The following is a 24575-nucleotide window of genomic DNA, read 5'->3' on the forward strand; positions in this document are numbered from 1 at the left end:
CTTGAACCTACCCCCGTTTCGTCTGGAGCGTTTTTTCGCCCGCCACGAATTCACCGCTCCCTATCTGCTGTGTGTCTCCGACGGCGAATCGTTAAGCGTGGCCGAACTGCTGGCCCTGGCGCCCGGCGGGGCCGAAGGGCTTGGCGCGGTCCACCTGGGCTACACCGATTCCAAAGGTTCGCCGGCCCTGCGACAGGCCATTGCCTCGCTGTATACGACCATCGAGCCTGAGGACGTGCTGGTCCATGTCGGGGCCGAAGAGGCCATTTACACCTTCATGACCACGGCGCTGACAACCGGCGACACCCTGGCGGTGACCACGCCATGCTACCAGTCCCTGTCCGACATCGCCACCGCCCTGGGCTGCCGGGTGGCGCCCTGGCGCTGCGATCCGGCCTGCGGCTTTGCCCCGGACATGGCGGCATTGGAGCCGCTGCTAGGTGCCACGACCAAGGTCCTGGCGGTCAATTTTCCCCACAATCCCACAGGCTACCTGCCCACTCCGGAAGCCTTTGCGGCCATCGTCGCCACGGCTGCGGAGCATGGCGTACGGGTCTTTTCCGACGAGGTCTACCGTTTCTCGGAAGCCGCGGGCGTTCCCGCCCTGCCGGCGGCCTGCGACCTCGATCCCCGGGCCGTGTCCCTGGGGGTCATGTCCAAGTCCTTCGGCCTGGCCGGCCTGCGGGTGGGCTGGGTGTGCTGCCGGGACCGGGAGATGCTGGCCCGCATGGCCTCGGCCAAGGACTACCTGTCCATCTGCGGCTCGGCCCCATCGGAATATCTGGCCACCTGCGCCCTGACCGCCCGGGAAACACTGCTTGCCCGCATGGGGACGCTCCTTGATGCCAACCGCCGGCTGCTTGGGGAGTTTTTCCTGGAGCACGCCCATCTTTTCCATTTCGTGCCCCCGCGCGGGGGCCTGACCGCCTTTCCCGGGCTTTGCCAGGGCAGGGCCGATGTCTTTTGCCGGGAACTGCTGGCTGCAACCGGCGTCCTGCTCCTGCCCGGCAGCCTCTATGGCGAAGACTGGCCGGAACACTTCCGCATCGGCTTTGGCCGGGCCGATTTTGCCGAAAACCTCGAACGACTGGCGGCATTTTGCCAAAATTGGGACCCGGCGGCGGCCGGCCGGCCGGTCTGATTTACAGGGTTTTATGCCCGGCCTGTCTTGAATTTTGCAGAAGATTCGGACACAAGGGCGTGACACGTTCACGGCGTTAAGGGTACGTTCCCTTGTTATTTGTCACCTCCAACCCCCGGAGTCTTCCATGGTCAAAAAACTTGTCCTGGCCCTCGTGCTTGTCGCCATGACCGCTTCGCCGTCCCTGGCCAAAACCATTGTCTTCGCCACCGACGCCACCTGGCCGCCCATGGAGTTCGTGGACAGCAACCACAAGATCACCGGACTGGCCGTTGATCTCATGGAAGCCGCCGGCAAGGAAGCGGGCTTCACGCCCGAATTCAAGGCCGTGGCCTGGGACGGCATCTTCGCCGGACTGGCCGCCGGCAAGTACGACGCCATCTGCTCTTCGGTCACCATCACCGACGACCGCAAGAAAAGCATGGACTTCTCCACTCCCTACATGACTGTCAAGCAGGCCCTGGTCATCCCCAAGAAGTCCGATGCCAAGTGCATCGAGGACATGAAGGGCAAGACGCTTGGCGCCCAGATCAGCACCACCGGCCACTTTGCCGTGAAAAAGTCCGAAGGCGTCAAGGACAAGTCCTATGACGAAGTCGGCCTGGCCTTCGAAGACCTCTTCAACGGCCGCATCGACGGCGTTGTCTGCGACGATCCGGTCGCCAAGCTCTATGCGCTTAAAAAGGACAACTACAAGGACGCCCTGAAGATCGCCTGCATCATCCCGGCCGACGACGAGATGTACGGCGTTGCCGTGAAAAAGGGCGACAAGGAAACCCTCGCCCTGATCAACAAGGGCCTCGAAGCCGTGAAGCAGAAGGGCATCGAGAAGGAAATCCTCAAGAAGTGGCTCGGCACGGCTGAGTAGCAAACCGGCAATGCCGACACCGTCCGCCGGCCCTTTGGGCCGGCGGACGCCCTCGAGTGGACAAGGCTCATGAAACACCAAGGCAAGTGTCCTGTGGAAGAACCCCAGGTCGTCATCGACGTCGGCGACGGGGCGGCCATTCCCAAACCCTCAGACAAAGGGCTGGTTTCAGCCTGGCGGCTGTCGTTTGCCGGCGCACTCATCGTGCTCGGCTACCTGCTCGTCTTCCACCCCGATCCGTATCTGCGCATCTTCAAGTTCATCCCCGACGGCATTCTGATCACCTTCCAGGTGACCGTCTGCTCCATCGCCCTGGCCCTGGTGTTCGGACTGATCACCGGCCTTGGCCGCATTTCACGCAACAAATACGTCAATCTCGTGGCCTCGACCTATGTCGAGATCGTGCGCGGCGTGCCGCTTTTAGTCCAGCTCTTCTATATCTACTACGCCCTTGGCCGCATCGTGCAGGTGCCCGACCTGCTGGCCGCCGTCCTGTCCATGAGCGTGTGCTACGGGGCCTACATGGGCGAAGTGTTCCGGGCCGGCATCCTGGCCATCCCGGTGGGACAGACCGAAGCGGCCCGCTCGCTTGGGTTCAACCGGGCCCAGACCATGTACCACGTCATCCTGCCCCAGGCCTGGCGCACCATCTTGCCGCCGGTCGGCAACGAGTTCATTGCCCTGCTCAAAGACACCTCCCTGGTTTCCATTCTCGGCGTGGCCGACCTGCTGCGTCGCGGCCGGGAATTCGCCTCGGAGTCGTTTATGTATTTCGAGACCTTCACCATGGTGGCCGTGGTCTACCTGATCATCACCCTGGTTCTCTCCAAGCTTGTGAGCATCATGGAGGAGCGTCTGTCGCACCATGTCAAACGATAGCCCGATCATCCGCATAGCGGACGTCAGCAAGTATTTCGATGCAGTGGCCGCCTTGTCCCATGTCAGCCTGGACGTGGGACAAGGAGAGAAAGTCGTCATCATCGGCCCGAGCGGCTCGGGCAAGTCGACGCTTTTACGCACGATCAACCGGCTCGAAAACATCAGCGCCGGCCGGATTGTGGTTGACGGCTTCGATCTTGACGACAAGACCGTGGACATCAACAAGGTGCGCATGGAAGTGGGCATGGTCTTTCAGAGCTTCAACCTCTTCCCGCACAAGACCGTGCTGCAAAACCTCACCCTGGCCCCGATAAAGCTCAAGGGCATGGATCCGGCGGAAGCCGACGCCATGGCCCGGCGGTTGCTCGACAAGGTGGGCATCCTGGAAAAGGCCGACGTGTTTCCGGCCAAGCTTTCGGGCGGCCAGCAGCAGCGCGTGGCCATTGCCCGGGCCTTGGCCATGAGCCCCAAGATCATGCTTTTTGACGAGCCGACCTCGGCCCTTGATCCGGAGATGATCGGCGAGGTGCTCGACGTCATGGTCAAGCTCGCCCGGGAAGGCATGACCATGGTCTGCGTCACCCACGAAATGGGCTTTGCCCGGGAAGTGGCCGACCGCATCGTCTTCATGGACGAGGGGCAGATTCTCGAAATCGCCACGCCAGCGGAGTTTTTCACCAGCCCCCGCCATCCGCGCACCCAAAAATTCCTGGAACAGATTCTCTAGCCCGTGCGACTTTTATTCGCCAAAAGGCTGCCCCCGGAAACGGAGGCAGCCTTTTTTGCCTGGTGCGCCGCAGGGCGTCGCCGGGGCATCGGCCTGGAGCGACAGGCTTACTGCTGCCGGCTGCACGGCCCTTCGTGGCCTTCGTGGCTGCCCTGGCGTTCGTAGTCAGTGAGATAATCCAGAAGTTTTTTGGTCGTGGCCGCGGTCTGGCTGTCGCCAACGCCCTCAAAGCCGGCAATGGCCCGATTGTACCAGGACTTGGCCGCTTCCAGATCGCCAAGCAGGTGGCAGATGATGCCGAGCTGGTGGCTGGTCTTGGCCTCGCCAACGACGTTGCCGTGCTTTTCCTCGAGAGCCAGCGCCCGCACGTACCAATCCCGGGCGGCCTCGTAGTCCTCGCCAAGCTGGGCCACCACGCCGAGCTGGTGGCAGGTGACGGTCATGCCGCCGTCGAGGTCTTCGCGTTCGCTGATGGCCAGGGATTTTTCCAGCCACTGCCGGGCCTCTTCCAGGTCGCCGGCTTCCTGGCTGGTCAGGCCCAGGTTGTGGCTGGTCATGGCCACGCCGATGTCGTCGCCAAGGGCAGTGAAGGCGGCCAGGGCCTGGGTGAAGCCGTCTTTGGCGGCCTCAAGTTCCTTGCGTTCCAGGGCTTCCAGGGCGCTTTGGTGCAGGGCCTCGGCCTTGGCCGCTTCCGGGGAAAGGGCGTCGTCTGGTGTGTTCAAGGCGTCCTCCTCGCCGCTCTGGCGCGGATCAGGCGCACCGGCCGGCGGTGGTTGCGTTTATGTCTTGGCTGACCGACCTTGGTGCCGTGCAGCGGCTTGTCCGGTCAAGCCTTTTTCCGCTCAGGCTCCGGGTTCCGGCTTGGCCTTGGGCGGGCGCAGGAAATCGAGCACCCGTTTTTCCGCCTCGCCGGCCGCCTCGTCGCCAAGCCCCGCCGCCTCGTCCCGGGTGACGTAGTGGATGGCTCCGCAGGGGCACATTTCGGCGCAGGCCGGCTTTTTGCCGCGCTGGCGGCGGGAGGCGCACAGGTCGCACTTGACCACGGTCACCCCCTTGTCGGTCTCGAAAATGGCCATGTAGGGACAGGCCAGCATGCACTGGCGCGATTCACAGCCCCGGCACAGCATCGGGTCGAGCACCATGGCCCCGTCCACGTCGCGCACAATCGCCCCGCGCTTGCAGACCTTGGCGCAATTGGGTTCGGCGCAGTGGCGGCAATACAGCGGCGCCATGAACCCGGAAGCGGCCCGGATCATGTGGATGCGCGGCATATCGCCCACGAACCGGCAGACATACTCGCATGTCTCGCAGCCGATGCACTTCGAATAATCAATAAAAAGCGTCTTCCCGTCATCCATCCCGCACACTCCCCTCCCGCCTGCCGGCGCAGCACTTGCTCTTCCCGCCCTGCCCCAGGCAATAATGCAAAGGGGCGTCTTTCCCGCTGGCCGCCGCAGCCGGCGGCTCGTCCTGTCAAGCGACCGTATGCCAGCCAGGGCCAGGGCACCCTTTACAAACAACTTCCCCTTTGCAGGGGTCCGGGGGGATCATCCCCCCGGCCGCCGGAGGCCTCTTCCTGCCTTTCTTCTCTTTTCCCCACCTACCGCCCGCGTACGCGCGGCGCGTCGCGGAACTCGCCGCCGGGGAAGCGGTCGGCTTCGCGGCTTATCAGTTCATCGCCGGCGAATTCCGTCTGGCGGTTCTGGGCCTTGAGGTCGAGCCACTGGGCCAGGGACCGGGCGGCGCGCAGCCCGGAATAGATGGCCTTGCCGATCTTGCTTGGGCCGGTGAGGGCATCGCCGGCCACGAACACGTTGTCGATGGCCGTCATGTTGAGCCAGCGCACCTCGCCCTTGCGCACGGATTCGAGGCCGAGTTCCTTGGCAAAGGGCGGCGTGGCCACCTCGCCGATGGCCGCCACCAGCAGATCGGCCGGCAGTGTCTTGAGTTCACCGCCCTGGCGGTAGGACAGGCCGGCGAGAGTGGTTTCACCGAGGACGGCCTCGGGCAGGCAGCGCTCGTGCCAGGTGACGCCGGCCGCCTCCAGCCGGTCGATCTCGAGCGCCCCGCAGGGGGCTTCGCTGCGGCTGCGGCGATAGAGCATATCGACCGAGGCCGCGCCCAGGGCCACGGCTCCGTGGGCCACGTCCACGGCCGAGTGGCCGGCTCCGATGACGATGACCCGTTTGCCGGCCACATCCGGGGCCTTGACGCCGGGGGCGCAGTAGTGGGCGGCCCGGATGGGAAAGAGAAACTGCAGGCCCGAGAGCACGCCGGGCAGATCCTCGCCCGGGACGCCAAGGCGGCGCGAGCGCCAGGAGCCGGTGGCGATCATGATGGCTTCATGCTTTTTGATCATCTCGCCCAGGCCCTTGACCTCGTTGCAGAAATGGTCGCCTTCTTCCTCGAAAAGCGGCGCGCTGCAACAGATCTTGGTGTGGGTGTGGAAGATGACGCCATAGCGCCGGGCCATGCGCAGGGTGCCGGCCTCGATGCGCTCGCGCGGGATGCGGTGGCCGGGGATGCCAAAGAGCATGAGCCCGCCCGGACGCGGCATTTTGTCGTAGACTTCCACGGCATGGCCCAGGCACGACAGGTAGCCGGCCGCAGCCAGCCCGGACGGTCCGGCGCCGATGATGCCGACCGAAAGGCCGCTTGGGGGCGGCGGGTCGCCGCACAGGAAATTGAAATTCATGGGTTCCATGGCTGCTCCGGGTTTGGGGCAGCCTACGCCAAAGGCCGGGCCGGTTCAACGACGCAACGGGTGACTTTTACTCGTGAATATGCGAACAACCTCGCCCCGCAGGGAAAGGGAAGGACGCTTGCCATGACGCATATTTACGCAAAGCTTGTCGGTTCGGCCGTGCTGTGGGGCGGCACCTGGGTGGCCGGACGGCTGCTTGGCACGTACATGGGACCGTTTTCCGCGGCCTTTTTGCGTTTCGCCCTGGCCTCGGTCTTTCTCTATTTCCTCACCGCCCGTATCGAAGGCCGCTTCCCCAGACTGGCCAGACAGGACCTGCCCTGGCTTCTGACCCTGGCGGCCACCGGCATCTTCGCCTACAACGCGCTTTTTTTCGCCGGCCTGCGCACGGTCCCGGCCGGCCGGGCCGCGCTGATCGTGGCCTCGATCCCGTCGGTGGTGGCGCTTTTTTCCGGCCTGCTCTTTCGGGAAACCTTTGCGCCGCTTAAAATCGCCGGCATCGTCGTGTCCTTTGCCGGGGTGGGGCTTATCGTCTCCGGCGGCGACCCGCTGGCCCTCCTGGCCAAGGGCCTTTCCTCGGGCGACCTGTGCATTTTCGGCTGCGTGGCCGCCTGGGCCGCCTATACCCTGGCCGGCAAGAAGGCCATGGAACGCATAGCGCCCTACAGCGCCGTCACCTGGTCGTGCATCCTGGGGGCTTTGATGCTGTTGCCGCCGGCACTTTTCATGGGCCTTTCGCGCGATGTGGCCAATGCCGGCCCGGTGGCCTGGGGGCTCATCGCCTTTTTCGGCATCCTGGCCACGGGATTCGGGTTTTCCTGGTATTACGAAGGGGTCAAGGCCCTTGGGCCGACCAAGGCCGGGGTGTTTATCAATCTCGTGCCGGTGGTGGCCGTGTTCCTGGGCTGGCTTGTGCTGGACGAACCCCTGTCCCGGGCCCTGGCCCTGGGCGGCCTACTGGTGCTTTTGGGCGTGTGGCTGACCAATCGCCGGCGGCCATCAGAGAGGCGCGTCTTGCCTTCAGGCCGATGAGAGGCTAATGCAGGCCCATCCTCCCCCTCTGTGGAGTCCCCGGTCATGGAAATGCAGACAATCCCGGCAACGGTCCTCATCGTTGACGACGCCCCGTCCAATCTGGCCATCCTCACCGAGACGCTGCGCGCGGAATTTGACGTGCGCATAGCCAGCAGCGGCATCCAGGCGCTGCAGTTGGTGGATGAGAGCCCGCCGGACCTGATCCTGCTCGATATCGTCATGCCGGACATGGATGGCTACGAAGTCTGCCGCCGGCTCAAGGCCAGGGCCGCCACCCGCAATATCCCCATCATCTTTCTGACAGCCAAGGGCGACGTGTCCGACGAGACCATGGGTCTGGCCCTCGGGGCCGTGGACTACATCGTAAAACCGGTCAGCGTCCCCATTGTCCAGGCCAGGGTGCGCACCCATGTGGAGCTCAAGCGCCGGGGCGATCTGCTGGAAACCCTGTCCATGCGCGACGGCCTGACCGGCATCGCCAACCGCCGCCGCTTTGACGACTGCCTCGGCCGGGCCTGGCGGCAGTCGATGCGCGGCGCCACGCCCCTGGCCCTGATCATGGCCGACATCGACTGTTTCAAAGCCTACAACGACACCTACGGCCACATGGCCGGCGACGAATGCTTAAAGGCCGTGGCCCGCACCCTGACCGGCGCGCTCAAGCGTCCGGGCGATCTGGCCGCGCGCTTTGGCGGCGAGGAATTCGTCATGGTGCTTGAGGATACCGACATCGGCGGCGCGCTGCATCTGGCCGAAACCATGCGGGCCGCTGTGGAGGCGCTTGGCCTCGAACATGCAGGCTCCAGCGTTGCCCAGTCGCCAACCAGGGTGCTGACCATCACCCTCGGTGCCGCCGCAATCGTACCCACCCCGGCCTTCACCCCGGAAGCGCTCCTGTGCCTAGCCGACCGCAAGCTCTACGAAGCCAAGCAGGCCGGTCGCAACCGGGTGCTCGGCATCCAACTCTCCTGACCCCGCCCGGGCGGCGTCCGGAAGGCACGGCAGGGCGGGCAGACCGCCCCGGCCGGCCCGGATTCCTCTTGGCCGTCACCCCGGCAACACCGGCCGGACGGCGGACACGGACACGCCGGTCTGCCCGCCGCACCTACGGACCATCCGCCAGCCCTGCCGCCATCGGCCTTGATCGCCGGGGGCTTGTCTGTTAGTCCTTTTCGGTTCCGAATCGTTGATGCGCCAGTGCGCGCCGGACCTCCCGGCGTCGTCGGATACGGCCATGGCCCGATACTGCCACCTTCAACCCCGGGAGCGACCCATGCGCAAACGTTTTGGCCTTCTTCTGGCTGCTCTGGCCGCCTTTGTCCTGTGCTTCGGCGGCTTGGCCCAGGCTGAGGAAAAAGTCTACGTCAACGGCATCGACTTCGGTTTTCCGCCCTTCGGCTTTGTGGACAAGGCCGGCAAACCCACCGGCTTTGACGTCGAGTCCATGGACTGGATCGCCAAGAAGATGGGCTTTAAAATCAAACATCAGCCCATGGACTGGGACGGCATCATCCCGGCCCTGCTCGCCAAAAAAATCGACATCATCGCCTCGGGCATGAGCGCCACGGCCGAACGCGCCGAGAAGGTCGACTTCTCCATCCCCTACTACGAAGTCACCCAGGTGCTCGTGGTTGGCGACAAGGAAACCGCCCCCCTGGCCGATCTGCTCAAGTCCGGCAAAAAGATCGGCATCCAGCGCGGCACCGTCACCGCCAAGCTGCTTGAGGGCCTCGTCACCCAGCCCGGCTACAAGTTCGAGCTGGTGCCCTACGACTCCACCGACCTGTCCATGGAAGACGTGAAAATCGGCCGCATCGCCGGTTCCGGCATGGACAGCACCATTGCCAAGGAAATCATGAATGCCCCGGGCTTCAAGGTCGCCGGCACCTTCGACGCCGCCCCCGAGAAGTACGGCTACGCCATGCGCAAGGAAGACAAGGAGTTCCAGGACAAGGTCAACAAGGGCCTCAAACTCCTCATGGCCGATCCCTACTGGGGAGAGCTCAAGGCCAAGTACGGCCTGTAAACCACTGCCCGACGTTGCCGGGTCCGGTCCGCCCCAGGCGGCCCGGACCCGGGCGACTCCCCCCGGACGTTTTTCATGGAAGGATTTTTCAAAGCCGCCCAGGCCAGTTGGGACGCCCTGCCGTATATCCTCGGCGGTCTGTGGTGGACGGCCGGGCTCATCATCGGGGCCATGTTCGTCGGGTTTCTCCTGGGCGTGCCCCTGGCCGTGGCCCATGTCTACGGCCGGCCGCTTTCGCGCAAACTCGTCGCCGGCTATGTCTGGCTCTTTCGCGGCGTGCCCATCCTGGTCCAGCTCTATCTTTTTTATTTCGGCATCATGGCCTACCTGAGCGAACTGCCGGCCCTGTCCTTTCTGCCGCTCTCCTCAGGCTTTCTTTCGGCCGTCATCGTCCTTGGCCTGACCAGCGCCGCCTACCAGTCGCAGATTTTCCGCGGCGCCATGAACAGCCTGCCGGCCGGACAATTGCGGGCCGCCAAGGCCCTTGGCATGAGCGACGCCGTGGCCATCCGCTCCATCGTGCTGCCGCAGGCCCTGCGGCTGGCCATCCCGGCCTGGTCCAACGAGTATTCCATTTTACTCAAGGACTCGGCCCTGGCCTTTACCATCGGCGTGCTGGAAGTCATGGCCCGCACCCGGTCCGTGGCCGCCACCACCCACCAGCCGCTGCCGCTTTCCCTGTTGGCCGGGGCGCTCTTTTTCTTTCTCACCTGGGCCGGCATCAAGGCCCTCAAACGCCTCGAAGCCAAGGTGCGCATCCCCGGATACGCGCACCAGGGAAGCCTGTAGCATGGATGATCGGGTCATTTTACGCCTGGAGAACATCGTCAAGACCATCGGCGGCCAGCGCATCCTCGACGATGTCTCGCTTTCGGTCAAAAAAGGCCGGCTCAAGGTCCTGATCGGCCCGTCGGGCGCCGGCAAATCCACGCTGCTGTCCTGCATCAATTTCCTGTCGCCCCCGGACTCCGGCACGGTGTCCCTGGACGGTGTGCCGGTCAACGGCAAGAGCAAGAAGGAACTCCTGGCGCTTCGCCAGCAGGTCGGCATGATCTTTCAGGATTTCAATCTGTTCGACCACTTGAGCGCTCTTGACAATGTGCGCGTGGCCCTGATCAAGGTCAAAGGCCTGGACAAGCGCACCGCCACCAACCGGGCCATGGAAGAACTCGCCCGGGTGGGACTGGCCGACAAGCCCTCGCTTTATCCGGCCCAGCTCTCCGGCGGGCAGAAACAGCGCGTCTCCGTGGCCCGGGCCCTGGCCATGGACCCCAAGGTGCTGCTTTTGGACGAACCCACCTCGGCCCTTGACCCGGAATTGATCGGCGAGGTCTTGACCGTCATCCGCGACCTGGCCGACGAGGGTATGACCATGGTCATGGCCACCCACCAGATCAGCTTTTCAGCTTCGCTGGCCGACGAATTCCTGTTCATGGAAAAGGGCCGCATCGTGGAACGCGGCACCCCGGCCACGCTGCTCGCCCGGGAATCCGGCAGCCGCACCCAGTCGTTTTGCGCCAAGCTCAGCGAACTGGCCGGCGACGGCCACTGCGAGATCGCCCCTCCTCCCCGGGCGTAAGGAACGGCGCAGCAGCATATGGACGGTTTTTTCACCTTCGCCGCCGAGCGTATCATCCCGACCCTGGACGCGGGCCTGTGGACGAGCATCCTGATGATCATCCCGGCCTCGCTTCTGGGCGTCTTCATCGGCGTCTCGGTCGGGGCCATCCGGGTCTACGGACCACGGCCCCTGGCCCGGGCCTGCGACGGCTATGTCTCGCTGTTTCGCGGCACGCCGCTCGTGGTGCAGCTCTATTTCTGGTATTTTGCCCTGCCCTACGTCACGATAGGCGGCGTCTCCCTGGTCCTCTCCCCCATCTGGGCCGCCATCGTCGGCTTTGGCCTGTGCAGCGGGGCGTACCAGTCCGAGTACATCCGGGGCGGGCTGCTCTCGATCAAGCACGGGCAGTTGCGCGCCGCCCAGGCCCTGGGCATGACGCCCTTTCAGACCATCCGCTCCATCGTCATGCCGCAAGCCTTTCGTCGGGCACTGCCGGGCTGCGGCAACGAAATCGTCTACCTGATCAAGTATTCCTCGCTGGCCTCCATCATCACCGTCAGCGACCTGACCGGCATGGGCCGCAGTCTGGCCAAGTCGTCGTTTCGCAATACCGAGGTCTTTGTCGTGGTCGGGCTGTATTATCTGGCCCTGGTGACCGTGGCGGCCTTCGTGTTGCGGGTCGTGGAGAAAAAGCTGGAAATTCCGGGCTTTGAAGTCAAACGGGACGAACAGTCATGAGCCTGGACCCGGGGCTGCTGCACCTGCTTGGCCGGGAACTCGGCCCGGGACTGACGACCGCGCCCGAGGCCCTGACCGCTGCCGCAACCGACGATTCCGGCCTGTTTTTGCCGCCTGACGCTGTTTTTTTTCCCGAAGACGCCGCCGCCGCCAGCCGGCTTATGCAGTTGGCCGGCCGCCACGGCTTTTCCGTCACCCCGCGCGGGGCCGGCACCGGGCTGGTTGGCGGCTGTCTGGCCGAAACCGGCGGTGTGGTGGTGGATCTCTCCCGATTAAACCGCATCACGGCCATCGACACGGCCAACCTGTGCGCCGTGGTGGAAGCGGGCGTGGTGACCAAGACCCTGCGCGACGCCGCAGCGGCCGTCGGGCTTTTTTATCCGCCCGATCCGGCAAGCTATGCCACCTGCACCATCGGCGGCAACGCCGCCACCAACGCCGGCGGCCCGGCCTGCGTCAAGTACGGCGTCACCCGCGATTATGTCCTGGGACTGACCGCCGTCCTGCCTGACGGCGAGATCGTGCATACCGGCACGGCCACCCGCAAGGGCGTGGTCGGCTATGACCTGGCCAGCCTGTTTGTCGGCTCGGAAGGGACCCTTGGCATCATCACCGAACTGACGGTCAAGCTCATCCCCCACCCCCGCGAGGTGCGGGCCGTGGCCGCTCTTTTCACCGATGCCCGGGCGGCTGTCGGGACTGTTGCCGCGGTCATGGCCGGCGGGGTGTCGCCCTGCGCCCTGGAGCTCATGGACCGGGCCTGTCTTGGCATTGTCGAGGAACTTCTGCCCTTTGCCCTGCCCGGCGGCGAAGCCGCCCTCCTGCTCCTTGAGGCCGACGGCGACCCGGATCAGGCGGCCCGGGACATCGGGCGCATGGAATCCATCTGCCGCGACCGGGGGGCGCTGGCCATCCTGCCGGCTGCCGACGCCGCCCGCCGCGACGCCCTGTGGGACATCCGCCGCCAGATTTCCAGCCGCATCCACGAAAGCGCCCCGGTCTACCTGTCCGAGGACGTGGCCGTGCCCATCGCGCGCATCCCGGACCTCATCGACGCCCTGCCGGAACTGGGCCGACGCCATGCCCTGGCCGTCTACGCCTTCGGCCACGCCGGCGACGGCAATATCCACGTCAATATCACCGGCGAGGCCGGCTGCCGGGAGCGCACCCACGCCCTGGCCCACGACCTCATCGGCGTTGTGCTCGACCTTGGCGGCACCATGTCCGGCGAACACGGCATCGGACTGGCCAAACGCCCGTTTCTGTCCATGGAGTTGTCGCCGCGTTCCATCAGCCTGCAGCGCGGCATCAAAGACGTGTTCGACCCGGCCGGCATCATGAATCCCGGCAAGGTGTTTCCCTAGCCACCCCCTTTCCTCCCGAACGCCCTTGCCTCCCCGTCCTGCCCTTGGCACCACCCGGAGCAACGGCGGTTCCCGTCAAGCCCAAGCGCCGGCTGCCCCGGTCTGTAAGCGACCGGACGAACTGCGAACGCCAAGAACTTCCTTGAAAAACTTCTCCCTTTGCAGGGGTCCGGGGGATCATCCCCCCGGCCGCCGGAGGCATTCCCCCTTTCTTCCCTTCCCATCACACCCGCTGCACCCAGAACTGGTACATCTCCAAAAATGTATCCGGGTTATCCTCTTCGAATGCGTGCCAGTTGGACAGGTCGGTGGCGGCCGGGTCCTGCGGGAAGCGCGCCCGGTAGGCGGCCAGGACCGGCGGGTCCACTTCGATGCCAAGGACGGCCAGGCCGTTTTCCAGGCAAAAGCCCTTCAGTTCAAGCAGGCTCAGGCAGTGTTCCTGCACGTGGAAAAGCAGGTCGCGGCAGCCGCTGACGCTGAAAAAATCCCCAAGCAGATAGCGGCCCCAGCTCGGTTCCCAGGGCATGTCGAGGAGCTCCTGGCGAAAGGCCCGGATGGTCTTGGCCGAACCGTCGAGCCCCCGGGCCGCGATCAGCTCCCGCACCTTGGCGATGCCCCGGCGGGCGAGGCGGCTGTAGAGGCCGATACGCATGATGCCGCCCGGGCGAACCAGCGGCACGAGCGCCCGCCACCCTGCTGCCGGGTCGGCCAGATGGTGGAGCACGCCCGAGGATTCGACCAGATCAAAACGCCGGCCAAGCTCGCCAAGGCGCAGCAGGTCGGCCTGGGCGTATTCGATGTTGGCAACGCCGAGCTCCCGGGTCTTTCGCCGGGCATAGCACAGGCTGGTCAGGCTCAGGTCAACGGCCAGGACGCTTGCCCCCTGAAACACCCGGGCCGTTTCCAGGGAATGCTGGCCCGTGCCGCAGCCGGCGATCAGCACGTCAAGCGTCGGGCCGCCGGGCACATTGTCCAGGGCAGCCCGGGGAAAGCGCTCGCGCAGATGGGCGGCCAGGGTCACGGCCGCGCCGACCGGGGCCGGGCGCACCCAGCGCGGATAGGGGTTTTCCTCGTATTGCCGGCGCACCAGCCGCGACACCTCGTCCTCGATGGGGGTCAGTTGGCGAATGCTGCCGCGAAGCCGCTGCTCCTCGGCATGCCTGACAAGCTGCTGCGTCAGGACCAGGGCAACCGGCTCGGGCCAGGACCGGGCCAGCAGGCGCTCGGCCTGGGGCAGGCTGTGGAGCGGGACAAAGGCGGCCACGGCCACCAGCCACAAGGCCGGCACAGGCAGGTCCCGGTCCAGGGCCTCGGCCAGCCGCGCCGTCAATTCGGCCACACCGGCCGCTTCGGCCGCGGTGACGTCAAAGACGTATTCGTTGATCCGGCACTGCCGGGCCAGGGCCGCGTAAAAGGCGGTTTCGCGGTCATTGCAGCCGCTGTCCGCCACGGCTGGGCCGGCCTGGACAGCGGCGTCCAGCAGCACGGCCCGGGCCAGGGTGAGAAAGCGTTCCAACCCGGGCGAGGCAATGGGGGCGGCATCGAGCAGGGCAGCAAAAAGCGCATCCCCGGCCACGCTGGCCAGCCCCGTGGGGCCGTACAGGGACGTGGCATCCAGCCGGCCGGGCCAGGCAGCCAGCGCCCGGCCCACACAGCCGCCAACCACCACATCGGCTTCGAGCATGGGGGCGACGACGGCCGCCACCTCGGCGCTGCGGCCCCAGGGTTCGGCCAGGGCGCGCAGGATGCGCCCCCGGCGCACCGAGCCTTCAGGCGGCACCGGCAATCCCCGCAGACAGGCGACAAAAAACCGGCGCATCTCCGGGCACTCCCCGGCGTCGAGGGCGGCCTCGACCACAGCCAGGGCCCCGGCCGGATCGTTGCGCAAGAGCAGGCAGTTGATGAGAAGAATCCGGGCCTCGCCCATCTCCGGGGCAAGGCGCAAGGCCCGTCTGGCGCAGTCCTCGGCCTCGGCGCTGCGGCCAAGCGAAGCCAGGGCCACGCCGTAGTTGGCCAGGGCATAGGCATAGTCCGGGGACAGGGCCAGGGCGGCCCGGTAGCGGACAAGAGCCTCCTCGGGCCGGCCCAGGGCATAGAGGGTATTGGCCAGGTTATACAGGGTGTGGGGCTGGTCCGGGGAAGCGTCCAGGGAGGCTTCGTACTGGGCCGCCGCCTCTTCCAGCCGCCCGACAGACTCCAGGGCGTTGGCGAGATGGTTGTGGGCAGACACGGTGGCGGGACTGATTTCCAGGGCGCGGGTAAAGCTCATCATGGCCTCATCGGTGCGCCCCAGGCCAAGCAGCGCCAATCCAAGGTTGCTGTGTAGCCCTGCCTCGCGGGGCGACAGATCGAGAGCCCGGCGAAGCGGCGGCAGGGCCTGCTCGCTTCGGCCCTGGCGGAGCAGGGCGGAACTGAGCACGCTCCAGCCAAAGGCGTCACCGGGATAGCGCGCCGTCAGGTGCGTGGCCCGTTCAATGATTTCCGCCAGCCGGCCGCTTTGAAACAGGGCCGCGACATCCTGTTTTTCGGTCTGGCTCAACTGTCCCCGTGCCGCCTGGGTCCTGCCCGCCTGCATCATCCACCCCGCCCGGTTGCGTGTTGCCTGGGATACGCCCTGCCCACTTCGCCGCTGCCTGGTCGAATGCTGCGCCCGGAGCCTGTGCTGCCGCTACGGACGTGAAACCTGATTTTCCTGCAACCGTAACCTATTTTGCGGCCGGGACCAAGGGGGCGCAGGGCAAAACCTGCGCTCCCTGCCGGCGGAGGACAGCAGGGAGGCATCCTCCGGCGGTTGCCGACCGGGCCAAGACGGGCTAAGGATTCCCGGAACTTGCCTGACAAGGAGGCCGGAAATGGCCGCGTTGCGCTTGGCCCTTGGCCAGATCAATCCCACGGTGGGCGATGTCGGCGGCAACGCCGCCGCCCTCCTGGCCCGACTCGAGGCGGCCAGGGCCGCCGGGGCCGATATCGTTGTTTTCCCGGAGATGGCCGTTTCAGGCTATCCACCGGAAGATCTGCTGCTCAAGCCCGATTTTGTGGCCGCCTGCATGGCCGCCGCCCAGGACATCGTCCGGGCCAGCCTGGGCCTTACCGTCATTTTCGGCTGCCCCTGGCTCGACGGCGATCTGGTCAATGCCGCCATCATCGCCCACGACGGGACCATCGCCGGGGTGGCGGCCAAACGCTTCCTGCCCAACTACGGCGTCTTTGACGAGAACCGCTATTTTGCCACGGGCCGGGGCACCACGGTGTTCGACCGGGCCGGCTTTGTCTTCGGAGTGAGCGTTTGCGAGGACATCTGGTACCCAGACGGCCCGCCCACGGAACAGGCCAAACATGGCGGGGCAAGACTGCTCATCAACATCTCCGCCTCGCCCTACCACATGGACAAAGGTGCGGCCCGCACGCGGATGCTGGCCACCCGGGCGGCCGACAACGGGGCCTTTGTGGCCTATGTCAATCTTGTCGGCGGCCAGGACGAACTGGTCTTTGACGGCCAGAGTCTGGTCTTTGGCCCGGACGGCGTCCTCCTGGCCCGCGGGCACCAGTTTGCCGAGGATCTGGTCGTATGCGACCTCGACATCGACCAGCCCACCCGGCAACGCCTCCTGGACCCGCGCTGCCGCAAATGGGAGCCGCTCCTCCCGGCCTGCTGCCCGGCCCGGGTCGTCCTGCCGGGACTGCCGGACCGGGCGGCCGCGCCCCGGCCCGCGCCTGTCGGACCGGCCATCGCCCCCTGTCTCGACCCGCTCGAAGAAGTCTACCGCGCCCTGGTCGTGGCCACCCGGGACTATGTGCGCAAATCCGGGTTTTCCGGGGTGACCCTGGGCCTTTCCGGGGGCATCGATTCCTCCCTGACCGCGGTCATCGCCGCCGACGCCCTTGGCCCGCAAAACGTGCTGGGCGTGGCCATGCCCACCCGGTTTTCCTCCGATGACAGCCTGGAAGACGCCGAGGCCCTGGCCGCGCGCCTGGGCATCGCATGCAAGACCGTGGTCATCGAACCGATTTTCCAGGCGTTTCTCCAGGCCCTGGCCCCGCTTTTTGGCGACCGTCCCTTTGACGTCACCGAAGAGAACCTGCAGCCGCGCATCCGCGGCACCCTTTTAATGGCCCTTTCCAACAAATTCGGCCGGCTGGTGCTGACCACGGGCAACAAGTCGGAAGTGGGCGTGGGCTACTCCACCCTCTACGGCGACACGGCCGGCGGCTACGCCGTCATAAAAGACGTGCCCAAGACCCTGGTCTATGCCGTCTCCCGCTGGCGCAACGCCCAGGCCGGCACGGACCTCATCCCCGAACGCGTGCTGGTCAAACCGCCCACCGCGGAACTGCGGCCAAACCAAAAGGATTCGGATTCGCTGCCGGAATACGACGTCCTTGATCCGGTCTTGCGGGCCTATGTGGAGCTTGGCCTGTCGCCCACGGCCATGGTGGCCCGCGGCCTGGATACGGCGGTGGTGGACCGGGTGACGCGGCTGGTGGACCGTAACGAATACAAGCGCCGCCAGAGTCCGCCGGGACCGAAAATCACCCCGCGCGCCTTTGGCAAGGACTGGCGGCTGCCCATCGTCAACCGCTACGCCCCCGAGCGCGGTCCGGCCGGGACGGATACAAAAAAATTAAGGACGAAGCCTTGCGGCGGCCGACTGCCGTGGCTCCCAAGGGCCGGAGGCCTGTCCCCGAAAAATTGCCTCCGGACCACAACGCCAAACGCCCGGACAGGAAAACCTGTCCGGGCGTTTGGCGTTATCGGCACGGGATGCACTATTTTTTAATGCGCCGTTCCCAAAGCTTCATTTCCTTCATCTTCTTGCGGCGTTCCCGCTGCAACTCCTTGCAGACCAGGGGCATTTTCTTGGGATAGCCCCACTTCTCGCGGTAGGTCTCGGGAGTCAGGCCGAATTTGGAAAGATGCTTCTTGGTCAGGATCTTAAAGGCCTTGCCTGACTCGAGGCAGATGATGCTGCGCTCGCGCACGGCCTTTTTGGGATCAACAGCCGGTGTGGCCGCCGGTTCCTCGACAACAGGCCCAACCGAGCCGGTGGCGACGAAGCCGCGAATATCATCGGCCAGCCGACGCACCATGGAGGTGATTTCATCCTCGGACATATTGCGAACGCTAGCTTGCGCTTTAACGATTTCCAACGCTTCTCTCAAAAAATCATCCATGGGTACTCCTCGCTTGCTTTGTGGTCTCATAATGCAAGACCCACAATCATTTCAAATCCTACATCGGCCAGGGTGGTTATGCAAGAACAATATTTCGATATGATTTGAAACGCATAAGGGCCAGTCCAGCCTGTTGCTGCAAGCCTCCGCAACAGGCTGCGCGCCGACTTTGCGCACCCAAAAAGTCAATTCATAAGCAGACGATGAAGGGCCAGAAAGGGCGAACACCCTCGCAAGCAACATCTCGTGCGACACAAAGGCAACCTGGTGAAAGGATCCGAGGGCAACGAGATTCTTTCACCAGGCCGCACCCCCGTCAACAAAGGAAACGGGGGAAATCCCGAGCGCTAGACTTGAATATCCGGATCAGGAACAAGACCGGAAGTATCGCGCCGCCAGCTGCCTTGGGCGTAGCGGACGCCGAGTTGCTTGAGTTCTCGTCTGTGCCCGATGCTTTGTACACCTTCCACTGCAACATCCATCAGGAGGTTGTCGGCAAATTGCACCAGTGAGGCCATGGCTTCCTGGCGTTTGGCACCATCCCAATGCCAGGGCATCTGCCTCGGATCGACCCGCAACATATCGGCCGGCAGCACTTCCATGAACCGGGCCGGCGGATTGTCCATGTCGAAATTGTCGAGCAGCACCCGGGCTCCCCCGCGCTTGGCCGCGACCAGGGTGTCGATGGCCCGGGCCGGGTCGACCAAAAGGGCTGCAACATCGTACATGATGATGACGCGGCCGGTCTTGACCCCGAAGGATGCGCCAAGGCCGGCAGCCGAAGTGGTCAGATCGCCCCGGACCAGATAGGCGGCCGGTTCCCGGACTTCGCTGCCCCAGGCTCCCAGGACATCGTGGCCCGGGGTTTGGAGGGAAGGCAACGCCGTGCCGGCCAGGAAGGACACCGGGTCAAGCCGGGCCTGCCTGTTGCGGGCGGCCTCGATGCCGGCCACGCCGCCGTTGCCCAGGTCCACCAGAGCCCGAAAATAGATTGGCCCCCGACCGGCAGTTGCGCTGCAGGCGGAAGCATAGGGGACAGGTCTGCCCGACTGGGTTCGCGAAAAGGTATGCGCCATATGCTCCATCCAAGTGATGGGCATCCTTTTCAAGAACCAGTCCAATTCGATTTATCTGGTTTTTGGGACAGATACCAAAACCGGCCTATCCTCTTTCCAGGACAGGCTCCTGAGTTGAGGCAATTAATCCTGAAAAAAGGACAGCTCAGCCTGTGCCCGTGGTCAGCCGGGCCAGAATCGACAGCGAGGTGGTCAGCAGGCGGCCGCGCAATTCATCAGGCAGTCGCCAGATGGTCATGGCCATGTAGGCCCCAAATCCCGTCAGCGCCACAATGTCGAAAAATAAAATGATGCGCTTTTGCATGTCCGCCTCCCGGGGCAGTTTTTTCCCCATAAAGGACTCCTAGCAACCTGCGTTCCGAAACCGCGCCCGTAGACCTCCCGACCGCCCTTTGCTATGCCGCCCCCATGCCGCAATCCGCCAAACATCGCTTCTGGCTGGCCACCCTTGGCTGCAAGGTCAACCAATACGAGGCCAGGGCCCTGGCCGAAGCCTTTGCCGCCAGGGGCTATGCCCCGGCGGCCGACGTTGCCGAGGCCGATCTCGTCGTGTTGTTGTCCTGCGCCGTGACCGCCCGGGCCGAAGCCGAAGGCCGGCGCCTGACCCGAAACCTCGTCCGCCAGGCCCGTCCGGGAGTCCGGGTGGTGGTCACCGGCTGCGCCGCTGTGGTCAGCCCGCGCGCCTTTGCCGACCTGGGCGCCGTCCCGGTCCCGGACAAGGGCCTTCTGGCCCGGGCCCCGGCCGAAGCCGCCTCGCCAAGCCCCCGCCCGGCCGGCCTGTTCCCGGCCCTGGCCGTCACCGGCTACGACCGGGCCAGGGCCTTGGTCAAAATTCAGGACGGCTGCTCCCACGGCTGCTCCTATTGCATCGTCCCCAGCGCCCGGGGCGCATCGGTCTCCCGCCCCTACCCGGACATCGTGGCCGAAGCCCGGCGCCTGCTGGCCGCCGGCCACCACGAACTGGGGCTGACCGGCATCAATCTCGGCCATTTCGGCCCGGACCTGTCCCCGGCCATGACCTTCTGGCAGCTTGTGGCTGCCCTGGAAACAGATCTCACCGCCAGCCACGGCAATTGTTTCCGCCTGCGCCTGGGGTCCCTCGACCCGGCCATGCTGACGGAGGAAGGCCTGGACGTCCTGGCCGCCAGCCGCAGCGTCTGCCCCCATCTGCACATTTCCCTGCAAAGCGCCGACCCGGAAACCCTGACCGCCATGCGCCGCCGGCCGGGCGATGCCGCGGCCGTGTCCTCTTTTGTGGACAAGATGCGTATGAAATGGAATCGCCCGGCCCTGGGCCTGGATATCCTCACCGGCTTTCCCGGGGAATCCGAAGCCGCCTGTGCCGCCACCGCCGCCTTCCTGGCCGCCATGCCCATCACCTACGCCCACGTCTTTCCCTATTCCCGCCGTCCGGGCACGCCGGCCGCCGCCATGGCCGGCCAGGTGGGCAAGGAGGCCAAGACCGAACGGGCCAAGGCCCTTCGCGCCATTGCCGCAGCCAAGAGCGCCGCGTTCCTGGGCGAACTTGCCGCAGCGCCGCAGCTGACCGTGGCCATTGAGCGCACTGCGCCGGCGGCCGGGACCTGCGAGGCTTACGTGGACTGCCGTTTTGCCACTGCGCCGGATGCGCCCCTTGGTGCGCTTGTGGCGGTGCGGCCGGTCGGCATCGACGGGGAATGCCTGACGGTTGTTCCGGCGGCCGGGGAGCGGAGATGAGCCGGCCCCATGCGCCGCTGCCGGCCAAGCTGGTCGTCTCGGTCCTGTCTGCCGGGCTGGACCAGTGCTGGCAGCCGGTCCTGGCCGGTCTGGCCGAGCGCTTCGGCCCGGTGGAAATCGCCTATCCGGCCATGCCTTTTATCCACACGGCCTATTATAATGACGAGCTTGGCGTGCCGCTGGTGCGCCGGCTGTTGTGTTTTGCCGGACTTGTCCCCCAGGAGGCGCTCGGAGGGGCCAAGCAGGCGACCAATGCCCTGGAGGACCAGCTTACCCGCCCGGACGGCCGCCGCCGGGTCAATCTCGACCCGGGGCTCCTGACCTGCGAACGCTTCGTCCTGGCCACGGGCAAGAATTTCACCCACCGCATCTATCTCGGGGACGGCATCTTCGGCGACTTGACCCTTGTCTTTCAGGCCGGCTCCTGGCAAACCCTGCCCTGGACGTTTCCCGACTATGCCGCGCCGGACATGCTGGCGCGCCTGACCGACATCCGCTGCCGCTACCGCCGGGATCTGCGCGAACGCGCCGTCCACACACCGTCCCCCCAAAAGGAGCCCCCATGCCCAAAAGCATGACCGGATACGGCAAAAGCCGCCTTGAGTCCGACGCCTTCACCCAGGTCTGGGAAGTGCGCGCCGTCAACAGCCGTTTTCTCGACCTCAAATGGCGGTTGCCGCTCTTTCTGCGGCCCAGCGAAGCGGCCCTGGAGCGCGTGGTGCGCGAGGCCGTGGCCCGGGGACGCCTGGAAATCCATCTGGAATTTTCCCCCAAACGGGTGGACATGTGGAAGGCGACCCTGAACACCGGCCTGGCCGGGGCCATGCTCGACGAACTCACCGCCTTTGCCGCCGAGCGGGGCGTGCCCTATACCCCGGACCTCAACCGGATGCTGGCCATTTCCCATCTGTGGCAGGAAGACGCCGTGGACCCCGATCCCGATCTCTTCGCCACCCTGGCCGAGGGGCTGCGCCAGGCCCTGATCGATTTCAACGACGCCCGGTCCCGCGAAGGCCGCGCCCTGGCCGACGACCTGCTCACCCGGCTGGCCCGGCTCAAGGACTGGCAGGCGGCCATCGAGGCCGGCGCGCCGGCGATTGTGGCCGAGCGCACCGAGCAGCTCGTCACCCGCATCACCGCCCTGCTGGAAAAGGTCGGCCACGAGCCGACCCAGGACCGCCTCCTCCAGGAGACCGCCATTCTGGCCGACAAGCTCGATGTGTCCGAAGAGATGACCCGCCTTTGCGGCCACATCGCCCGGCTTGAGGGACTCCTTCGCGAAGGCGGCGAAATCGGCAAGAAGCTCGACTTCCTGATCCAGGAAGCCTTCCGCGAGATCAATACCTGCGGCAACAAGGCGCAAAATCTCGACATCAGCCGGCTGGTGGTGGATTTCAAGGCCGAGTTGGAAAAATGCCGGGAGCAGGTGCAAAACCTCGAATAGCCCGGCCGGTCTTTTCATCGGCCCGGTTTCCTGTATGCTCAAGCGGGCGCGCCCGGCGCGCCCGCTCCGTTTGATCCGTCAGCCAAGGGCAAGGTGACGCCATGGCCTCCGGCCTTCTCAACATCGGTTTCGGCAATTTCGTCGCCGCGGCCCGGGTCACAGCCATCGTCAACCCGGCCTCCTCGCCCATGCGTCGCCTGCGTGAAGAGGCCCGCGCCGACAAGCGGCTCATCGACGCCACCCAGGGCCGCAAAACCCGCTCGATCATCATCACCGACTCCAATCATATCATTTTGTCGGGTATCCAGGCCGAAACCCTGGGCACCCGGTTCGAAGCCCAGGAGGAAGACCATGCCGGCTAGACGTTTGGGAATGTTTCTGGTCATCTGCGCCCCGTCCGGGGCCGGCAAGTCCACCCTGATCAAAAAACTGTGCGCCGAATTTCCGGCCATCTCCTTTTCGGTGTCGGCCACCACCCGGACCCCGCGTCCGGGCGAGCGCCCGGGAGTCGACTACCACTTCCTGTCCCGGGAGGAATTTCTCGCCTGGCGCGAGGCCGGCAAGCTGGCCGAATGGGCCGAGGTCCACGGCAATTTCTACGGCACGCCGCTTGAGCCCGTGCACTGCGCCCTGGCCGAAGGACGCGACGTGCTCTTTGACGTGGATGTCCAGGGCGCGGCCCAGCTGCGCCAGAGCCTGGGCCGGGACGGGGCCTACATCTTTATTTTGCCGCCCTCGCGGACCGAGCTCTACCGCCGCCTGTCCGGGCGGGGCACGGATTCCCCGGAAGTGGTGGCCCGGCGGCTGGCTGCGGCCCAGGCCGAACTGGCCGACGCCCCCCTTTTCGATTACTGGGTGGAAAATGCCGCACTCGACGTCGCCTATGACGATCTGCGGGCCGTCTATATCGCGGAAAGACGCCGGCCGCGCTGCCATCCCGACTTTCTGCGCGACCTGCTGTCCCAGTGGGAGGCCGCCATCTAGTCCCGGGACGTGTATCCCCTGCGATAGTCGGTGCTGGCACGGGCCGTTGACCGCATTCCCCTTTCCCTGGTAATTCGGCCGAAACAGGTTATAAAACCGCCCGGAAGCCATGAATCAAAACAATCACGACGCCCCGACCAGCCCTCCAGCCGGCCGCAAGGATGCTGCTTCACCTGCGGGCAAGCCCCGGGAGCGCATCAAGGGCATCTTTTCCACCCAGGCCATCCAAAAGGTCGGCACCGGCACCACCACCCGCCGCACCATCCAGAAGATGTATTGGTTTGTGGAAGAAGACGACAAGCACGTCCTGGAAATCCAGCCGCTCAACAAAAATTACGTGCCGTCCGGTCCCAAACGGAACATTTCGCTGGACGAGTTGCTGGAAAAGTTTTCCCCGGAACCGGAATTCTACGTCTCCACGGTCTATCCGCGCCTTCGCGAACTGAACATGGTCATCCAAAAAGGCGAGCGCCACCGGGAAAAGGGCGAGTCGTTTAGCGCCGAGCTGGAATTCGGCCAGGCCCTGGCCGTGGACGAGGACAACATCCGGGCCAATTTCGGCCTGGGGCTGACCTATCTCGAACGGGGCGAAGCCAACAAGGCCGACGATATCTTCCAGCGGCTGGTCCGCCTGGATGCCGCTTTTGACAAGGACCACAAGCACCTGTTTAACGAATTCGGCATCAATCTGCGCAAGAACAAGATGACCGACCAGGCCCTGGAATACTACAATCGGGCCGAAGAACTGGCGGTTCGCGACGACAACCTCATGTTCAACATCGCCCGGGCGCATTTCGACAAGAAGGAGTATGCCCAGGCCATGGACTACCTGCAAAAGGCCCTGGCGCTCAATCCCGACCAGCCCGAAGCCAGAAAGTTTGCCGAATTTCTCGTGTCCAAGGGGCTGGTCAAGGCCGATCTGCCCGCCGCATCCTCCCCCTCCGCCGAAGCCTCGCCGGCCGAAGATGCCGCCATGGCCGAAGCTGCCGCCGATACGCCCGGCCTTGTCGCCCGCGACGACACCCTGTAGCCTCGTCCGGACCATCCGGGTCGCCACCTCGCCAAGACCCCTGCCGAACACCTTGCCTTGCCGGCCGCACCGGGGCATCCTGCCAGGCCGCCGGGTCTGCCCGGTCTGCC

Annotated in this window: 25 protein-coding genes; 18 read left to right on the plus strand and 7 right to left on the minus strand. The window is 65.2% G+C overall.

Annotation, left to right across the window (positions count from 1 at the left end):
* The first annotated feature begins 1 nt into the window (after position 1).
* The 4 genes from DVDV_RS02565 (at position 2) to DVDV_RS02580 (ending at position 3615) form a co-directional block, all read left to right on the plus strand.
* The gene (locus tag DVDV_RS02565) at positions 2-1141 is read left to right on the plus strand and encodes an aminotransferase class I/II-fold pyridoxal phosphate-dependent enzyme (protein WP_075353163.1); all 1140 of its coding nucleotides are present in this window, start codon (positions 2-4) and stop codon (positions 1139-1141) included.
* Between the two features lie 127 nt (positions 1142-1268).
* Positions 1269-2009, plus strand: coding sequence for a basic amino acid ABC transporter substrate-binding protein (locus DVDV_RS02570; protein ID WP_075353164.1), 741 nt, complete (start codon positions 1269-1271; stop codon positions 2007-2009).
* 69 nt (positions 2010-2078) lie between these two features.
* Positions 2079-2888, plus strand: coding sequence for an amino acid ABC transporter permease (locus tag DVDV_RS02575; protein WP_075353165.1), 810 nt, complete (start codon positions 2079-2081; stop codon positions 2886-2888).
* On the plus strand, positions 2875-3615 hold the full coding sequence (locus DVDV_RS02580) for an amino acid ABC transporter ATP-binding protein (protein ID WP_075353166.1): 741 nt from the start codon (positions 2875-2877) through the stop codon (positions 3613-3615). The genes DVDV_RS02575 and DVDV_RS02580 overlap by 14 nt, the downstream gene beginning before the upstream one ends.
* 107 nt (positions 3616-3722) lie before the next feature.
* Here DVDV_RS02580 and DVDV_RS02585 read toward each other — a convergent pair whose 3' ends face one another.
* From DVDV_RS02585 to DVDV_RS02595, 3 genes are all read right to left on the minus strand, one after another.
* Positions 3723-4337 (minus strand): tetratricopeptide repeat protein, encoded by a 615-nt coding sequence (locus tag DVDV_RS02585; protein WP_075353167.1) that lies wholly within the window; start codon positions 4335-4337, stop codon positions 3723-3725.
* Between the two features lie 120 nt (positions 4338-4457).
* On the minus strand, positions 4458-4973 hold the full coding sequence (locus DVDV_RS02590; protein WP_075353168.1) for a 4Fe-4S dicluster domain-containing protein: 516 nt from the start codon (positions 4971-4973) through the stop codon (positions 4458-4460).
* 242 nt (positions 4974-5215) lie between these two features.
* Complete coding sequence (locus DVDV_RS02595) at positions 5216-6319, minus strand: FAD-dependent oxidoreductase (RefSeq protein WP_075353169.1); 1104 nt, start codon at positions 6317-6319, stop codon at positions 5216-5218.
* A gap of 123 nt (positions 6320-6442) precedes the next feature.
* On the opposite strand from DVDV_RS02595, the gene DVDV_RS02600 reads away from it, so the two are divergent.
* From DVDV_RS02600 to DVDV_RS02630, 7 genes are all read left to right on the plus strand, one after another.
* Positions 6443-7351, plus strand: coding sequence for a DMT family transporter (locus tag DVDV_RS02600; protein WP_075353170.1), 909 nt, complete (start codon positions 6443-6445; stop codon positions 7349-7351).
* Positions 7352-7396: 45 nt separating this feature from the next.
* Positions 7397-8326 (plus strand): diguanylate cyclase, encoded by a 930-nt coding sequence (locus DVDV_RS02605; protein WP_075353171.1) that lies wholly within the window; start codon positions 7397-7399, stop codon positions 8324-8326.
* Between the two features lie 301 nt (positions 8327-8627).
* Entirely contained in the window at positions 8628-9380 is a 753-nt protein-coding gene (locus DVDV_RS02610; protein WP_075353172.1) for an ABC transporter substrate-binding protein, read from the plus strand.
* A 75-nt stretch (positions 9381-9455) separates the two neighbouring features.
* Positions 9456-10169, plus strand: coding sequence for an amino acid ABC transporter permease (locus DVDV_RS02615; protein ID WP_075353173.1), 714 nt, complete (start codon positions 9456-9458; stop codon positions 10167-10169).
* A 1-nt stretch (position 10170) separates the two neighbouring features.
* Entirely contained in the window at positions 10171-10959 is a 789-nt protein-coding gene (locus DVDV_RS02620; protein WP_075353174.1) for an amino acid ABC transporter ATP-binding protein, read from the plus strand.
* Positions 10960-10977: 18 nt separating this feature from the next.
* Positions 10978-11679, plus strand: a complete 702-nt coding sequence (locus DVDV_RS02625) for an amino acid ABC transporter permease (protein WP_075353175.1) — start codon at positions 10978-10980, stop codon at positions 11677-11679.
* Complete coding sequence (locus DVDV_RS02630) at positions 11676-13043, plus strand: FAD-binding oxidoreductase (protein ID WP_254845204.1); 1368 nt, start codon at positions 11676-11678, stop codon at positions 13041-13043. The genes DVDV_RS02625 and DVDV_RS02630 overlap by 4 nt, the downstream gene beginning before the upstream one ends.
* Before the next feature lie 223 nt (positions 13044-13266).
* Here the strand turns inward: DVDV_RS02630 and DVDV_RS02635 are convergent, their stop codons facing one another.
* On the minus strand, positions 13267-15582 hold the full coding sequence (locus DVDV_RS02635) for a tetratricopeptide repeat protein (protein ID WP_254845205.1): 2316 nt from the start codon (positions 15580-15582) through the stop codon (positions 13267-13269).
* Between the two features lie 313 nt (positions 15583-15895).
* On the opposite strand from DVDV_RS02635, the gene DVDV_RS02640 reads away from it, so the two are divergent.
* Positions 15896-17821: an NAD+ synthase gene (locus tag DVDV_RS02640; protein WP_083634566.1), complete on the plus strand. Its 1926-nt coding sequence runs from the start codon at positions 15896-15898 to the stop codon at positions 17819-17821.
* Here the strand turns inward: DVDV_RS02640 and DVDV_RS02645 are convergent.
* From DVDV_RS02645 to DVDV_RS02655, 3 genes are all read right to left on the minus strand, one after another.
* Complete coding sequence (locus DVDV_RS02645) at positions 17811-18215, minus strand: MucR family transcriptional regulator (protein ID WP_075353176.1); 405 nt, start codon at positions 18213-18215, stop codon at positions 17811-17813. The genes DVDV_RS02640 and DVDV_RS02645 overlap by 11 nt on opposite strands.
* Before the next feature lie 347 nt (positions 18216-18562).
* Positions 18563-19291, minus strand: a complete 729-nt coding sequence (locus tag DVDV_RS02650) for an EAL domain-containing protein (protein ID WP_075353190.1) — start codon at positions 19289-19291, stop codon at positions 18563-18565.
* A 145-nt stretch (positions 19292-19436) separates the two neighbouring features.
* Entirely contained in the window at positions 19437-19625 is a 189-nt protein-coding gene (locus DVDV_RS02655) for a hypothetical protein (RefSeq protein ID WP_075353177.1), read from the minus strand.
* Positions 19626-19699: 74 nt separating this feature from the next.
* Between DVDV_RS02655 and DVDV_RS02660 the strand changes: the two genes are divergently transcribed.
* The 6 genes from DVDV_RS02660 to DVDV_RS02685 all read left to right on the plus strand — a co-directional run bounded on the left by DVDV_RS02660 (position 19700) and on the right by DVDV_RS02685 (position 24465).
* The gene (locus tag DVDV_RS02660) at positions 19700-21007 is read left to right on the plus strand and encodes a radical SAM protein (RefSeq protein WP_075353178.1); all 1308 of its coding nucleotides are present in this window, start codon (positions 19700-19702) and stop codon (positions 21005-21007) included.
* Positions 21004-21585: a DUF4416 family protein gene (locus DVDV_RS02665; protein WP_075353179.1), complete on the plus strand. Its 582-nt coding sequence runs from the start codon at positions 21004-21006 to the stop codon at positions 21583-21585. Before DVDV_RS02660 ends, DVDV_RS02665 begins: the two co-directional genes overlap by 4 nt.
* The gene (locus DVDV_RS02670) at positions 21570-22451 is read left to right on the plus strand and encodes a YicC/YloC family endoribonuclease (RefSeq protein ID WP_075353180.1); all 882 of its coding nucleotides are present in this window, start codon (positions 21570-21572) and stop codon (positions 22449-22451) included. Before DVDV_RS02665 ends, DVDV_RS02670 begins: the two co-directional genes overlap by 16 nt.
* Before the next feature lie 101 nt (positions 22452-22552).
* A complete protein-coding gene (locus tag DVDV_RS02675; RefSeq protein ID WP_075353181.1) occupies positions 22553-22813 on the plus strand; it encodes a DUF370 domain-containing protein in 261 nt (86 codons plus the stop codon).
* Positions 22803-23435, plus strand: coding sequence for a guanylate kinase (gene gmk, locus DVDV_RS02680; protein ID WP_075353182.1), 633 nt, complete (start codon positions 22803-22805; stop codon positions 23433-23435). Before DVDV_RS02675 ends, gmk begins: the two co-directional genes overlap by 11 nt.
* A gap of 109 nt (positions 23436-23544) precedes the next feature.
* Positions 23545-24465, plus strand: coding sequence for a tetratricopeptide repeat protein (locus DVDV_RS02685; RefSeq protein WP_075353183.1), 921 nt, complete (start codon positions 23545-23547; stop codon positions 24463-24465).
* The last annotated feature ends 110 nt before the right edge of the window (positions 24466-24575 follow it).

Source organism: Desulfovibrio sp. DV, assembly GCF_001936595.1.
In the GTDB taxonomy this organism is placed as follows: domain Bacteria; phylum Desulfobacterota; class Desulfovibrionia; order Desulfovibrionales; family Desulfovibrionaceae; genus Solidesulfovibrio.

Excerpts from the sequence above, each read along its gene's own strand:
- DVDV_RS02570 (WP_075353164.1), top strand. The coding sequence starts at position 1,269 with ATGGTCAAAAAACTTGTCCTGGCCCTCGTGCTTGTCGCCATGACCGCT.
- DVDV_RS02625 (WP_075353175.1), top strand. The coding sequence starts at position 10,978 with ATGGACGGTTTTTTCACCTTCGCCGCCGAGCGTATCATCCCGACCCTG.
- DVDV_RS02655 (WP_075353177.1), bottom strand. The coding sequence starts at position 19,625 with ATGGGGAAAAAACTGCCCCGGGAGGCGGACATGCAAAAGCGCATCATT.
- DVDV_RS02600 (WP_075353170.1), top strand. The coding sequence starts at position 6,443 with ATGACGCATATTTACGCAAAGCTTGTCGGTTCGGCCGTGCTGTGGGGC.
- DVDV_RS02640 (WP_083634566.1), top strand. The coding sequence starts at position 15,896 with ATGGCCGCGTTGCGCTTGGCCCTTGGCCAGATCAATCCCACGGTGGGC.
- DVDV_RS02670 (WP_075353180.1), top strand. The coding sequence starts at position 21,570 with ATGCCCAAAAGCATGACCGGATACGGCAAAAGCCGCCTTGAGTCCGAC.
- DVDV_RS02650 (WP_075353190.1), bottom strand. The coding sequence starts at position 19,291 with ATGGCGCATACCTTTTCGCGAACCCAGTCGGGCAGACCTGTCCCCTAT.
- DVDV_RS02665 (WP_075353179.1), top strand. The coding sequence starts at position 21,004 with ATGAGCCGGCCCCATGCGCCGCTGCCGGCCAAGCTGGTCGTCTCGGTC.
- DVDV_RS02590 (WP_075353168.1), bottom strand. The coding sequence starts at position 4,973 with ATGGATGACGGGAAGACGCTTTTTATTGATTATTCGAAGTGCATCGGC.
- DVDV_RS02610 (WP_075353172.1), top strand. The coding sequence starts at position 8,628 with ATGCGCAAACGTTTTGGCCTTCTTCTGGCTGCTCTGGCCGCCTTTGTC.
- DVDV_RS02675 (WP_075353181.1), top strand. The coding sequence starts at position 22,553 with ATGGCCTCCGGCCTTCTCAACATCGGTTTCGGCAATTTCGTCGCCGCG.
- DVDV_RS02605 (WP_075353171.1), top strand. The coding sequence starts at position 7,397 with ATGGAAATGCAGACAATCCCGGCAACGGTCCTCATCGTTGACGACGCC.
- DVDV_RS02595 (WP_075353169.1), bottom strand. The coding sequence starts at position 6,319 with ATGGAACCCATGAATTTCAATTTCCTGTGCGGCGACCCGCCGCCCCCA.
- gmk (WP_075353182.1), top strand. The coding sequence starts at position 22,803 with ATGCCGGCTAGACGTTTGGGAATGTTTCTGGTCATCTGCGCCCCGTCC.
- DVDV_RS02645 (WP_075353176.1), bottom strand. The coding sequence starts at position 18,215 with ATGGATGATTTTTTGAGAGAAGCGTTGGAAATCGTTAAAGCGCAAGCT.
- DVDV_RS02575 (WP_075353165.1), top strand. The coding sequence starts at position 2,079 with ATGAAACACCAAGGCAAGTGTCCTGTGGAAGAACCCCAGGTCGTCATC.
- DVDV_RS02685 (WP_075353183.1), top strand. The coding sequence starts at position 23,545 with ATGAATCAAAACAATCACGACGCCCCGACCAGCCCTCCAGCCGGCCGC.
- DVDV_RS02630 (WP_254845204.1), top strand. The coding sequence starts at position 11,676 with ATGAGCCTGGACCCGGGGCTGCTGCACCTGCTTGGCCGGGAACTCGGC.
- DVDV_RS02580 (WP_075353166.1), top strand. The coding sequence starts at position 2,875 with ATGTCAAACGATAGCCCGATCATCCGCATAGCGGACGTCAGCAAGTAT.
- DVDV_RS02660 (WP_075353178.1), top strand. The coding sequence starts at position 19,700 with ATGCCGCAATCCGCCAAACATCGCTTCTGGCTGGCCACCCTTGGCTGC.
- DVDV_RS02620 (WP_075353174.1), top strand. The coding sequence starts at position 10,171 with ATGGATGATCGGGTCATTTTACGCCTGGAGAACATCGTCAAGACCATC.
- DVDV_RS02615 (WP_075353173.1), top strand. The coding sequence starts at position 9,456 with ATGGAAGGATTTTTCAAAGCCGCCCAGGCCAGTTGGGACGCCCTGCCG.